We start from the raw sequence: 13,107 nt of genomic DNA on the forward strand, positions 1-13,107 counted from the left end.
GGGGGGTGTGTTTTGGTTTGGGTCCCAATTTCCCCCCCCCCCGGGGCGCCCCCCGCCGCCCCGCGCCCTCACGAGACGGAGTGCCACCGCATGCAGTACCCCGTCGGACCGCCGCTGCCGCCGGCCCACCCCCCGATGCCGGGTGCGCCACCGCCGCCGGCCGACCCGACCGGCCACCTCATGGTCCCGCAGGGCGCGCCCGCGCCGGGAGCGGTGCCCGGCATGCCGCCGGCCGACCCCGCCCACGCCGCCGTCGCGGTGATCCTCATCGGCCCGGCCGGCGCGGGGAAGACGACCGTGGCCCGGCACTGGGCGGACACCCGCCGCGTGCCCACCGCCCACATCAGCCTGGACGACGTCCGCGAGTGGGTGCGCTCGGGCTTCGCCGACCCCCAGTCCGGCTGGAACGACCACTCCGAGGCCCAGTACCGCCTCGCCCGCCGCACCTGCGGCTTCGCCGCCCGCAACTTCCTCGCCAACGGCATCTCCTGCATCCTCGACGACGCCGTCTTCCCCGACCGGCCCGTCGTCGGCCTCGGCGGCTGGAAGCGCCACGTGGGCCCCGGCCTGCTCCCCGTCGTCCTGCTGCCCGGACTGGAGGTCGTCCTGGAGCGCAACGCCGAGCGCACGGGCAACCGCCGCCTCGGCGACGAGGAGGTGGCCCGGATCCACGGCCGGATGGCCGGCTGGTACGGCTCCGGCCTGCCGATCATCGACAACTCCCAGCAGGACGTCACCACCACCGCCCGCCTCCTCGACGAGGTCGTCGCCCGCTCGCTGGCCAGCCCGCCCAGCTGGTGAGAGGCCCGGGGCGCCCGGAGCCGGTGCCCGGTCGGACGCGCCCGGACGGCCGCCCGCGGCACCCGGCCGTAGGCTCAAAGACATGTCCGAGGTGTACGCGGCGCGCCGCGACCGGCTGCGCGAGCGCTGCCACGCGGCCGGGAGCGAGGCCGCCCTGGTCTCCGGGAACGCCAACGTCCGCTACCTGGCCGGCACCGCCCCGGCCGGGGCGGCGCTGCTCGTGTGCCCCGGCCAGGACGTCCTGCTGTGCCCCTGCGACCCCTGCGGCGAGGCCGGCGGCCCCCGGGCCGCTGAGGACCTGCAGGTCCTCCTGCTGGCCGAGGCGGACGGCGACCCCGCCGTCGCCGGTGCCGAGCGCGCCGCGGCCGCCGGAGCCGGCTCGCTCGCCGTCGAGGAGCACCACCTCACGGTCTCCCGGCACCGCGCCCTGCGGTCCGTCGCGCCCCGGCTGCGCCTGACCGACCTCGGCCCCGCCGTGGAGCAGCAGCGGCTCGTCAAGGACGACGAGGAGATCTCCTCCCTGCGCATCGCCGCGGAGATCGCCGACCAGGCCCTGGGGGAGCTCCTGGAGTCGATCCTGGTCGGGCGCACCGAGCGGCACCTGGCGCTGGAGCTGGAGCGCCGGCTGGTCGACCACGGCGCCACGGGCCCGGCGTTCCCCACCTCGGTCGGCACGGGCCCGAACTCGGGGCTGGCCGGGCACCTGCCGGGCGACCGCCGGGTGGAGGAGGGCGACTTCCTCAGCGTGTGCGTGGGCGCCGACTACCGCGGCTACCGCAGCGAGATCGGCCGGACGTTCGTGATCGGCACCAGCCCGGCGGACTGGCAGATCGAGCTCTACGACCAGGTGTTCGCCGCCCAGCGGGCCGGCCGGGAGGCGCTCGCGCCGGGCACCCCGTACCGGGACGTGGACCGTGCCGCGCGCGTGGTGCTGGAGGCCGCCGGGCACGGCGAGCGGGTCGGGCCGCGGATCGGACACGGCGTGGGGCTCGAAAACGACGAGGACCCTCGGCTGACACCTTCGGCAATGGGTAAACTGGACGCTTGCGTGCCGGTCACCGTAGATCCGGGGGTACACCTCCCGGGCCGCGGCGGAGTCCGGATCGATGACACGCTCGTCGTCCGCCCCGAGGCGGACGGCGGACCCGAGCTACTCACCATCACGACCAAAGAGCTGCTCGCGCTCTAGCGGGGCGCACCGCACTTTCTGGTTCCACCAGTCCAGGAGATACCGCAACCGTGGCATCCACGAACGACCTCAAGAACGGCATGGTGCTCAAGCTCGAAGGCGGCCAGCTCTGGTCCGTCGTCGAGTTCCAGCACGTCAAGCCCGGCAAGGGCCCCGCCTTCGTCCGTACGAAGCTGAAGAACGTGCTCTCCGGCAAGGTCGTCGACAAGACCTTCAACGCCGGCGTGAAGGTCGAGACGGCCACCGTCGACCGCCGCGACATGCAGTTCTCCTACATGGACGGCGACTACTTCGTCTTCATGGACATGAAGGACTACGACCAGCTCATGATCGACCGGAAGGCCGTCGGCGACGCCGCGAACTTCCTGATCGAGGGCTTCGAGGCCACCGTCGCCACGCACGAGGGCGAGGTGCTCTACGTCGAGCTGCCGGCCGCCGTCGAGCTGGTCATCGAGCACACCGACCCGGGCGTCCAGGGCGACCGCTCCACCGGTGGCACCAAGCCCGCCAAGCTGGAGACGGGCTACGAGATCCAGGTCCCGCTCTTCGTCACCACCGGCGAGAAGATCAAGGTCGACACGCGCACCGGCGATTACCTCGGCCGGGTGAACAGCTAACCGTGGCTGCCCGCAGCAAGGCCCGTAAGCGCGCTTTCCAGATCCTCTTCGAGGCCGACCAGCGCGGCGTCACCGTGCAGAACGTGCTCGCGGACTGGATCCGGCACTCCCGGTCCGACGACCGCCAGCCGCCGGTGAACGAATACACGATGCAGCTGGTCGAGGGGTACGCCGAGCACGTGGCCCGGATCGACGAGCTGATCTCCACCTACGCGGTCGACTGGGATCTGGACCGGATGCCGGTCGTGGACCGGAACATCGTGCGGCTCGGTGCCTACGAGCTGATCTGGGAGGACGGCACTCCGGACGCGGTGGCGATCGACGAGGCGGTGCAGCTCGCCAAGGAGTTCTCCACGGACGACTCGCCGGCCTTCGTCAACGGTCTGCTCGGCCGCTTCAAGGAGCTCAAGCCGAGCCTGCGCCGGGACGAGCAGTAGCGAGCCCGCTCGCGACTGCCCGGCCCGGGCACGCGCGGCTGTGACCGCACACAGACCAAACCGCCCGGGGGCGGGGAGACCGCAAGGTCTCCCCGCCCCCGGGCGGTTGTCGTGGTGAGGAAAGAGGGCCGGCCGTCAGGCGTCCTCGTGCTGGACCGCGCGGCGCGCATCCGCGTCGAGCACGCCCCAGCTGATCAGCTGCTCGGTGAGCACCGAGGGCGACTGGTCGTAGATGACGGCAAGGGTCCGCAGGTCGTCCTGGCGGATCGAGAGGACCTTGCCGTTGTAGTCGCCGCGCTGGCTCTGGATGGTGGCCGCGTAACGCTGGAGCGGGCCGGCCTTCTCGGCCGGCACGTGGGCCAGGCGCTCAAGGTCCAGAACCAGCTTCGGCGGCGGCTCGGCGGCGCCGCCCGGCGTGGTGCCGGGCAGCAGCTCCTGCACGGGAACCCCGTAGAAGTCGGCCAGCTCGGCCAGGCGCTGCACGGTCACGGCACGGTCGCCGCGCTCGTACGAACCCACTACGACGGCCTTCCAGCGGCCCTGGGACTTCTCCTCCACGCCGTGAAGGGAGAGGCCCTGCTGGGTGCGGATGGCGCGGAGCTTGGCCCCGAGCTGTTTGGCGTATTCGCTGGACATAAAGCTCCCCGGACGCTGTATCGACGTGCGACGGCGTCTTCTGAAGACTGCCGCGTGTCTGGTAACTCACTGTGAGGTTACGCAGCGTAATCTGACTTCGTCAAGCCGAATGGTCCATACCGTCCGCCAGGAGGGGGGCGGTGAGCGCCGCGCACCGGGCCTGGTACGGTGAGGGAGTAAATCCGACGTCCTTTAATGTCCGTCCCGTGAGGCGGAGAAGGAGGTCCGTTTCGTATGGACGCATTTCCCAGCGCGCGTCCCGTGCTCGAAGCACCGGACATCGCCCGGGTCCTCACCCGCATCGCCCACGAGATCGTCGAGCGCGCCAAGGGCGCCGACGACGTCGTGCTCCTCGGCATCCCCACCCGCGGCGTCTTCCTCGCCCGCCGGCTGGCCGCCAAGCTCGAGGAGATCACCGGAGGCAAGACCCCGGTCGGCTCCCTCGACATCACCATGTACCGCGACGACCTGCGGCTCCGCCCGGCCCGTGCGCTCGCCCGCACGGAGATCCCCGGCGAGGGCATCGACGGCAGGCTCGTCATCCTCGTCGACGACGTGCTCTTCTCCGGCCGCACCATCCGCGCCGCGCTCGACGCGATGAACGACCTCGGCCGCCCCCGCGCCGTCCAGCTCGCGGTCCTCGTCGACCGCGGCCACCGCGAACTTCCCATCCGCGCCGACTACGTCGGCAAGAACCTCCCGACGTCGCTGCGGGAGACGGTCAAGGTCCACCTCACCGAGGAGGACGGCCGCGACAGCGTGCTCCTCGGCGCGGGCACGACCGCCCCGGCCGACGGGCAGTAGCACCCTCCTCCCCGCGGACCCGGTGAGCCTCCGGGACCGTGCCGCCGCATGCCCGGCCCCCGCCTCGCACACCTCCTCACCCACGGAGAACCGGATGAAGCGCCACCTCATCTCGGCCGCCGACCTCACCCGCGACGACGCCGTCCTGATCCTCGACACCGCCGAGGAGATGGCCCGGGTCGCCGACCGGCCGATCAAGAAACTGCCCACCCTGCGCGGCCGCACCGTCGTCAACCTCTTCTTCGAGGACTCGACCCGTACCCGCATCTCCTTCGAAGCCGCGGCGAAGCGCCTGTCCGCCGACGTCATCAACTTCTCCGCCAAGGGCTCCTCGGTCTCCAAGGGCGAGTCGCTGAAGGACACCGCCCTGACCCTGGAGGCCATGGGCGCGGACGCCGTCGTCATCCGCCACCACGCCTCCGGCGCCCCCTACCGGCTGGCGAACTCCGGCTGGATCGACGGGGCCGTCGTCAACGCCGGCGACGGCACCCACGAGCACCCCACCCAGGCCCTGCTGGACGCCTTCACCATGCGCCGCCGCCTGGTCGGCCGGGACGCCGGGATCGGCCAGGACCTCTCCGGGCGCCGCATCACGATCGTCGGCGACGTGCTGCACAGCCGCGTGGCCCGCTCCAACGTCCACCTGCTGACCACCCTCGGCGCCGAGGTCACCCTCGTCGCCCCGCCCACGCTGGTGCCCGTCGGCGTCGAGAACTGGCCCTGCGAGGTCTCCTACGACCTCGACGCCGTCCTGCCGAAGTCCGACGCCGTGATGATGCTGCGCGTGCAGCGCGAGCGCATGAACGCCGCGTTCTTCCCGACCGAGCGCGAGTACTCCCGCCGCTACGGCCTGGACGGGGACCGCATGGCGAAGATGCCCGAGCACGCCGTCGTGATGCACCCCGGCCCGATGAACCGCGGCATGGAGATCACCGCCGAGGTCGCCGACTCCGACCGCTGCACGGCCGTCGAGCAGGTCGCCAACGGCGTCAGCACGCGCATGGCCGTCCTCTACCTGCTGCTCGGCGGTTCCGAGCCCGCCGTCACCACCGCCCGCACCGAGGAGAACAACTGATGTCCAAGATCCTGATCCGTGGTGCGAAGGTCCTCGGCGGCGAGCCGCAGGACGTGCTGATCGACGGCGAGACCATCGCCGAGGTGGGCACGGGCCTGACCGCCCCCGAGGGCGCCCAGGTCATCGAGGCCGACGGCAAGATCCTGCTGCCCGGCCTGGTCGACCTCCACACCCACCTGCGCGAGCCCGGCCGCGAGGACTCCGAGACCGTCCTGACCGGCACCCGCGCCGCCGCCAGCGGCGGCTACACGGCCGTCTTCGCCATGGCCAACACCTTCCCCGTCGCCGACACCGCCGGCGTCGTCGAGCAGGTCTGGCGCCTGGGCAAGGAGTCCGGCTACTGCGACGTGCAGCCGATCGGCGCCGTCACCGTCGGCCTGGAGGGCAAGCAGCTCTCCGAGCTCGGCGCCATGCACGACTCCGCCGCCGGCGTCACCGTCTTCTCCGACGACGGCAAGTGCGTCGACGACGCCGTGATCATGCGCCGCGCGCTGGAGTACGTGAAGGCCTTCGGCGGCGTCGTCGCCCAGCACGCCCAGGAGCCCCGGCTCACCGAGGGCGCCCAGATGAACGAGGGCATCGTCTCCGCCGAGCTCGGCCTGGGCGGCTGGCCCGCCGTCGCCGAGGAGTCGGTCATCGCCCGCGACGTCCTGCTCGCCGAGCACGTCGGCTCCCGGGTGCACATCTGCCACCTGTCCACGGCCGGCTCCGTCGAGATCGTCCGCTGGGCCAAGTCCCGCGGCATCGACGTCACCGCCGAGGTCACCCCGCACCACCTGCTCCTCACCGACGAGCTCGTCCGGTCGTACAACCCGGTCTACAAGGTGAACCCGCCGCTGCGCACCGAGCGCGACGTGATGGCCCTGCGCGAGGCCCTGGCCGACGGCACGATCGACATCGTCGCCACCGACCACGCCCCGCACCCGCACGAGGACAAGGACTGCGAGTGGGCCGCGGCCGCCATGGGCATGGTGGGCCTGGAGACCGCGCTGTCCGTCGTCCAGCAGACGATGGTCGAGACCGGGCTGCTGGACTGGGCCGGCGTCGCCGAGCGCATGTCCGTGAAGCCCGCCCGCATCGGCAGCCTCGACGGCCACGGCCGCCCCATCGCCGCCGGTGAGCCCGCCAACCTCACCCTGGTCGATTCCGCTTACCGTGGTGTCGTGGACCCCGCGGGCTTCGCCTCCCGCAGCCGCAACACCCCCTACGAGGGCCGCGAGCTGCCGGGTCGCGTCACCCACACCTTCCTGCGGGGCCGGGCAACGGTCGTGGACGGGAATCTGGCGTGACATCTGCACCATCTGCACTGATCATCCTGGCGGGCGAGCAGAAGTCTGCCGCCGTCACCGACTGGGCCGCGCGCGTCGGCTGGGTCGTGGGGCTGCTGCTCTTCGTCGCGCTGCTCTACTGGCTGATGCGCGAGGGCTGGAAGTGGCGCGGCACGCTCCAGGGCGACCTGCCGCAGCTCCCCGAAGCGCCCACCGGGCAGGGTGACCCCACCCTGACGATGAAGGGCCGCTACCACGGCTCCACCACGGCCGGCCAGTGGCTCGACCGCATCGTCGCGCACGGCCTCGGCACCCGCAGCCGCGCCGAGCTCACCCTGACGGAGCAGGGCGTCACCGTCGTGCGCCCGGGCGCCCAGGACTTCTTCATCCCCGCGGACCGGGTGCGCGGCGCCCGGCTCGACAAAGGAATCGCCGGCAAGGTCCTCACCGAGGGCGGCCTGCTGGTGATCACCTGGGTGCACGGGGACCGCGAGATCGATTCCGGTTTCCGCTCCGACCAGGCGGCCGAGCACTCCGCCTGGGTCGAGGCCCTCACCCACCCGCACCACCTGAACAGCGACACGGAAGGCGCACGATGACGACCTCCACCAGGGGGACTGCCAAGATCCCCGCCGTACTCGTCCTGGAGGACGGCCGGATCTTCCGCGGCCGGGCCTACGGGGCCGTGGGGGAGACCTTCGGCGAGGCCGTGTTCTCCACCGGCATGACCGGCTACCAGGAGACCCTGACCGACCCGTCGTACCACCGCCAGGTCGTCGTGATGACCGCCCCCCACGTGGGCAACACCGGCGTCAACGACGAGGACTCCGAGTCGGCGCGCATCTGGGTCGCCGGCTACGTGGTGCGCGACCCCGCCCGTGTCCCGTCCAACTGGCGCTCGCGCCGGTCCCTGGACGAGGAGCTGGCCAAGCAGGGCGTCGTCGGCATCTGCGGCATCGACACCCGCGCCCTCACCCGCCACCTGCGCGAACGCGGCGCCATGCGCGTCGGCATCTTCTCCGGGCACTCCCTGCCCGACGAGGGCACCATGCTCGCCGAGGTGCGCCAGGCCCCCGAGATGAAGGGCGCCGACCTCTCCGCCGAGGTCGCCACCAAGGAGACCTACGTCGTCCCCGCGATCGGCGAGAAGAAGTTCACCGTCGCCGCGATCGACCTGGGCATCAAGGGCATGACCCCGCACCGGATGGCCGAGCGCGGCATCGAGGTGCACGTCCTGCCGGCCACGGCCACCGCCGAGGACGTCTACGCCGTGAACCCCGACGGCGTGTTCTTCTCGAACGGTCCGGGCGACCCGTCCACCGCCGACCACCCCGTCGCCGTCATGCGCGAGGTCCTCTCCCGCAAGACGCCGCTGTTCGGCATCTGCTTCGGCAACCAGATCCTCGGCCGCGCGCTCGGCTTCGGCACGTACAAGCTGAAGTACGGCCACCGCGGCATCAACCAGCCCGTGCAGGACCGCACGACCGGCAAGGTCGAGGTCACCGCGCACAACCACGGCTTCGCCGTCGACGCCCCGCTCGACCGGGCGACCGACACGCCGTACGGCCGGGTCGAGGTCTCCCACGTGTGTCTGAACGACGACGTGGTGGAAGGCCTCCAGTTGCTCGACCAGCCGGCATTCAGCGTCCAGTACCACCCCGAGGCAGCCGCAGGCCCGCACGACGCCGCGTACCTGTTCGACCGCTTCGTCTCCCTGATGGAGGGCCAGCGTGCCTAAGCGCACCGACATCCAGTCCGTTCTGGTCATCGGCTCCGGCCCGATCGTCATCGGCCAGGCCGCGGAGTTCGACTACTCCGGCACCCAGGCCTGCCGCGTGCTGAAGTCCGAGGGCCTGCGGGTCATCCTCGTCAACTCCAACCCGGCCACGATCATGACCGACCCGGAGATCGCCGACGCCACGTACGTCGAGCCGATCACCCCCGAGTTCGTCGAGAAGATCATCGCCAAGGAGCGCCCCGACGCCCTCCTGCCCACCCTCGGCGGCCAGACCGCGCTCAACACCGCCATCTCCATGCACGAGAACGGCGTGCTGGAGAAGTACGGCGTGGAGCTCATCGGCGCCAACGTCGAGGCCATCCACAAGGGCGAGGACCGCGACCTGTTCAAGGGCGTCGTCGAGGCCGTCCGCGCCAAGACCGGCCACGGCGAGTCCGCCCGCTCGGTCATCTGCCACACCATGGACGAGGTCCTCGCGGGCGTCGAGACGCTCGGCGGCTACCCCGTCGTCGTCCGCCCCTCCTTCACCATGGGCGGCGCCGGCTCCGGCTTCGCGCACGACGAGGAGGAGCTGCGCCGCATCGCCGGCCAGGGCCTCACGCTCTCCCCGACCACCGAGGTGCTCCTGGAGGAGTCCATCCTCGGCTGGAAGGAGTACGAGCTGGAGCTGATGCGCGACAAGCACGACAACGTCGTGGTCGTCTGCTCCATCGAGAACTTCGACCCCATGGGCGTGCACACCGGTGACTCGATCACCGTCGCCCCGGCGATGACGCTCACCGACCGCGAGTACCAGATCCTTCGCGACGTCGGCATCGCGATCATCCGCGAGGTCGGCGTCGACACCGGCGGCTGCAACATCCAGTTCGCGGTCAACCCCGAGGACGGCCGGGTCATCGTCATCGAGATGAACCCGCGCGTCTCCCGCTCCTCCGCGCTCGCCTCCAAGGCCACCGGCTTCCCGATCGCCAAGATCGCGGCTCGCCTCGCCGTGGGCTACACGCTGGACGAGATCCCCAACGACATCACCGAGAAGACCCCGGCGTCCTTCGAGCCCACGCTCGACTACGTCGTGGTCAAGGCGCCCCGCTTCGCCTTCGAGAAGTTCCCGGCCGCCGACGCCACCCTCACCACCACCATGAAGTCGGTGGGCGAGGCCATGGCCATCGGCCGCAACTTCACCGAGGCGCTGCAGAAGGCCCTGCGCTCGCTGGAGAAGAAGGGCTCGCAGTTCGACTTCGTCTCCGCGCCCGGCGACAAGGCGGAGCTGCTGGCGAAGGCCGTCGTCCCCACGGACGGCCGCATCAACACGGTCATGGCCGCGATCCGCGCCGGGGCGACGCCGGAGGAGGTCTTCGACGCCACGAAGATCGACCCGTGGTTCGTCGACCAGCTCTTCCTGCTCAAGGAGGTCGCCGACGACCTGGCCGCCGCCGTCCGGCTGGAGCCCGAGCTGCTGGCCGAGGCCAAGCGGCACGGCTTCTCCGACGCCCAGATCGGCGCCATCCGCAGCCTGCCCGAGGCCGTCGTCCGCGAGGTCCGGCACGCCCTCGGCGTCCGCCCGGTCTACAAGACGGTCGACACCTGCGCCGCCGAGTTCGCCGCGAAGACCCCGTACTTCTACTCCTCCTACGACGAGGAGACCGAGGTCGCGCGCCGCGAGAAGCCCGCGGTGATCATCCTGGGCTCGGGCCCGAACCGCATCGGCCAGGGCATCGAGTTCGACTACTCCTGCGTCCACGCCTCCTTCGCGCTCAGCGAGGCCGGCTACGAGACCGTGATGGTCAACTGCAACCCCGAGACCGTCTCCACCGACTACGACACCTCCGACCGGCTCTACTTCGAGCCGCTCACCCTGGAGGACGTCCTGGAGATCGTCCACGCCGAGCAGGAGGCCGGCCCCGTCGCGGGCGTCGTCGTCCAGCTCGGCGGCCAGACCCCGCTCGGCCTCGCCCAGGCGCTCAAGGACAACGGCGTGCCGGTCGTCGGCACCTCGCCCGAGGCCATCGACCTCGCCGAGGAGCGCGGCGCCTTCGGCCGCGTGCTCACCGAGGCCGGCCTGCCCGCGCCCAAGTACGGCACCGCCTTCTCCTTCGAGGAGGCCAAGGGCATCGCCGCCGAGATCGGCTACCCGGTCATGGTCCGCCCGTCCTACGTGCTCGGCGGCCGCGGCATGGAGATCGTCTACGACGAGCCCTCCCTCGGCGAGTACCTGGAGCGCCACGCCGGCCTGATCTCCGAGCACCCGGTCCTCATCGACCGCTTCCTCGACGACGCCATCGAGATCGACGTCGACGCGCTCTACGACGGCCACGAGCTCTACCTCGGCGGCGTCATGGAGCACATCGAGGAGGCCGGCATCCACTCCGGCGACTCCGCCTGCGCCCTGCCCCCGATCACCCTCGGCGGCTTCGACATCAAGCGGCTGCGCGCCTCCACCGAGGCCATCGCCAAGGGCGTCGGCGTCCGCGGCCTGATCAACATCCAGTTCGCCATGGCCGGGGACATCCTCTACGTCCTGGAGGCCAACCCGCGCGCCTCCCGCACGGTCCCCTTCACCTCGAAGGCGACCGCCGTGCCGCTCGCCAAGGCCGCCGCCCGCATCTCGCTGGGCGCGACCATCGCCGAGCTGCGCGCCGAGGGCATGCTGCCCAAGGAGGGCGACGGCGGCACGCTCCCGATGGACGCGCCGATCTCCGTCAAGGAGGCCGTGATGCCGTGGTCGCGCTTCCGCGACATCCACGGCCGCGGCGTGGACACCGTCCTCGGCCCGGAGATGCGCTCCACCGGCGAGGTCATGGGCATCGACAGCGTCTTCGGCACGGCCTACGCGAAGTCGCAGGCCGGCGCCTACGGCGCGCTGCCGACCAAGGGCCGCGCGTTCGTCTCGGTCGCCAACCGCGACAAGCGCTCGATGATCTTCCCGGCCCGCGAGCTGGTCGCCCACGGCTTCGAGCTGCTGGCCACCTCCGGCACCGCCGAGGTCCTCAAGCGCAACGGCATCAACGCCACCGTCGTGCGCAAGCAGAGCGAGGGCGAGGGCCCGAACGGCGAGAAGACCATCGTCCAGCTCATCCACGACGGCCAGGTCGACCTCATCGTCAACACCCCGTACGGCACCGGCGGCCGGCTCGACGGCTACGAGATCCGTACGGCCGCGGTCGCCCGCGCGGTGCCGTGCCTGACCACGGTCCAGGCCCTCGCGGCCGCCGTGCAGGGCATCGAGGCGTTCAGCCGCGGCGACGTCGGGGTGCGCTCCCTGCAGGAGCACGCGGAGCACCTGCCCGCCGCCCGCGCCTGACCGGGGCCGCCCGCCCGCCCCGCCACGGGGCGGGCGGGCGGTTCCCTGGAACCCCCCTCCTCGCCCGCGGAAGGCCCGGCCCCCATGTACTCCCTCTTCTTCCGACTGATCTTCCAGCGGATGGACCCCGAGAAGGCCCACCACCTCGCCTTCGCCTGGATCCGCGCCGCGGCCCGCGTGCCGGTCCTGCGCACCTTCGTCGCGGCCGTCCTCGCGCCCCGCCACAAGGCGCTGCGCACCGAGGCCCTCGGCCTGCGCATGCACGGCCCCTTCGGGCTCGCCGCCGGCTTCGACAAGAACGCCGCCGCCATCGACGGCATGAGCATGCTCGGCTTCGACCACGTCGAGATCGGCACCGTCACCGCGCAGCCGCAGCCCGGCAACCCCAAGAAGCGCCTCTTCCGCCTCGTCGCGGACCGCGCGCTGATCAACCGCATGGGCTTCAACAACGACGGCTCGGCGGCCGTGGCGGAGCGCCTGGCGGCCCGCAAGGCGGTCTTCCGGACCACCGTGGGCGTGAACATCGGCAAGACGAAGGTCGTGCCGGAGGACGAGGCCGTCGCCGACTACGTCACCTCCACCGAGCGCCTCGCCGCCCACGCCGACTACCTCGTCGTCAACGTCTCCTCGCCCAACACGCCCGGGCTGCGCAACCTCCAGGCCACCGAGGCGCTGCGCCCGCTGCTCGCCGCCGTCCGCGAGGCCGCCGACCGCACGGTCACCTCGCGCCGCGTCCCGCTGCTGGTGAAGATCGCCCCCGACCTCGCCGACGAGGACGTCGACGCCGTCGCCGACCTCGCCGTCGAGCTCGGCTTGGACGGCATCATCGCCACCAACACGACGATCGCCCGCGAGGGGCTCGGCCTGCGCACCCCGAAGCGCACCGTCGAGGCCATCGGCGCCGGCGGCCTGTCCGGTGCCCCGCTCAAGGCCCGCTCGCTGGAGGTCCTGAGCCGCCTGTACGCCCGCGTGGGCGACCGGATCACCCTCGTCGGTGTCGGCGGCATCGAGACCGCCGACGACGCCTGGGAGCGGATCCTGGCGGGCGCCACGCTGGTCCAGGGCTACAGCGCGTTCATCTACGAGGGCCCGTTCTGGTGCCGCAAGATCCACAAGGGCCTGGCGGAGCGGCTCGCGGCCAGCCCGTACAAGACCCTCGCGGAGGCGGTGGGGGCCGCCGCCCGCTGACTGGTTGTGGGCCCGACGCGCCGGCGGTGCCCACCCGCTTCCCGCTCAGGTTG

12 protein-coding genes are annotated in these 13,107 nt (G+C 71.8%); 11 read left to right on the plus strand and 1 reads right to left on the minus strand.

Annotated elements, in window-relative coordinates; translation table 11 throughout:
- Nucleotides 1–12: 12 nt before the first annotated feature.
- The 4 genes from ACOTKD_RS31855 (at nucleotide 13) to nusB (ending at nucleotide 3,044) form a co-directional block, all read left to right on the plus strand.
- Nucleotides 13–801: an AAA family ATPase gene (locus tag ACOTKD_RS31855; protein WP_424892479.1), complete on the plus strand. Its 789-nt coding sequence runs from the start codon at nucleotides 13–15 to the stop codon at nucleotides 799–801.
- An 82-nt stretch (nucleotides 802–883) separates the two neighbouring features.
- Nucleotides 884–1,990, plus strand: a complete 1,107-nt coding sequence (locus ACOTKD_RS31860) for an aminopeptidase P family protein (protein WP_424892480.1) — start codon at nucleotides 884–886, stop codon at nucleotides 1,988–1,990.
- 50 nt (nucleotides 1,991–2,040) lie between these two features.
- A complete protein-coding gene (efp, locus tag ACOTKD_RS31865; RefSeq protein WP_106675758.1) occupies nucleotides 2,041–2,607 on the plus strand; it encodes an elongation factor P in 567 nt (188 codons plus the stop codon).
- A 2-nt stretch (nucleotides 2,608–2,609) separates the two neighbouring features.
- Complete coding sequence (nusB, locus tag ACOTKD_RS31870) at nucleotides 2,610–3,044, plus strand: transcription antitermination factor NusB (RefSeq protein WP_424892481.1); 435 nt, start codon at nucleotides 2,610–2,612, stop codon at nucleotides 3,042–3,044.
- 135 nt (nucleotides 3,045–3,179) lie between these two features.
- Here the strand turns inward: nusB and bldD are convergent, their stop codons facing one another.
- Nucleotides 3,180–3,680, minus strand: a complete 501-nt coding sequence (gene bldD / locus ACOTKD_RS31875) for a transcriptional regulator BldD (protein WP_004948690.1) — start codon at nucleotides 3,678–3,680, stop codon at nucleotides 3,180–3,182.
- Between the two features lie 234 nt (nucleotides 3,681–3,914).
- On the opposite strand from bldD, the gene pyrR reads away from it, so the two are divergent.
- From pyrR to ACOTKD_RS31910, 7 genes are all read left to right on the plus strand, one after another.
- Nucleotides 3,915–4,484 (plus strand): bifunctional pyr operon transcriptional regulator/uracil phosphoribosyltransferase PyrR, encoded by a 570-nt coding sequence (gene pyrR, locus ACOTKD_RS31880; RefSeq protein WP_030365328.1) that lies wholly within the window; start codon nucleotides 3,915–3,917, stop codon nucleotides 4,482–4,484.
- A 94-nt stretch (nucleotides 4,485–4,578) separates the two neighbouring features.
- Nucleotides 4,579–5,559, plus strand: a complete 981-nt coding sequence (locus ACOTKD_RS31885) for an aspartate carbamoyltransferase catalytic subunit (RefSeq protein ID WP_106675761.1) — start codon at nucleotides 4,579–4,581, stop codon at nucleotides 5,557–5,559.
- On the plus strand, nucleotides 5,559–6,848 hold the full coding sequence (locus tag ACOTKD_RS31890) for a dihydroorotase (RefSeq protein WP_424892482.1): 1,290 nt from the start codon (nucleotides 5,559–5,561) through the stop codon (nucleotides 6,846–6,848). Before ACOTKD_RS31885 ends, ACOTKD_RS31890 begins: the two co-directional genes overlap by 1 nt.
- A complete protein-coding gene (locus ACOTKD_RS31895) occupies nucleotides 6,845–7,426 on the plus strand; it encodes a hypothetical protein (protein WP_424892483.1) in 582 nt (193 codons plus the stop codon). The genes ACOTKD_RS31890 and ACOTKD_RS31895 overlap by 4 nt, the downstream gene beginning before the upstream one ends.
- Entirely contained in the window at nucleotides 7,423–8,565 is a 1,143-nt protein-coding gene (gene carA, locus ACOTKD_RS31900; protein WP_424892484.1) for a glutamine-hydrolyzing carbamoyl-phosphate synthase small subunit, read from the plus strand. The genes ACOTKD_RS31895 and carA overlap by 4 nt, the downstream gene beginning before the upstream one ends.
- A complete protein-coding gene (carB, locus tag ACOTKD_RS31905) occupies nucleotides 8,558–11,866 on the plus strand; it encodes a carbamoyl-phosphate synthase large subunit (protein ID WP_424892485.1) in 3,309 nt (1,102 codons plus the stop codon). Before carA ends, carB begins: the two co-directional genes overlap by 8 nt.
- 84 nt (nucleotides 11,867–11,950) lie before the next feature.
- Nucleotides 11,951–13,054, plus strand: a complete 1,104-nt coding sequence (locus tag ACOTKD_RS31910; RefSeq protein WP_424892486.1) for a quinone-dependent dihydroorotate dehydrogenase — start codon at nucleotides 11,951–11,953, stop codon at nucleotides 13,052–13,054.
- Nucleotides 13,055–13,107 lie beyond the last annotated feature (53 nt).

It is taken from the genome of Streptomyces sp. XH2, from assembly GCF_049725035.1.
GTDB classification, from domain to species: Bacteria; Actinomycetota; Actinomycetes; order Streptomycetales; family Streptomycetaceae; genus Streptomyces; species Streptomyces roseoverticillatus.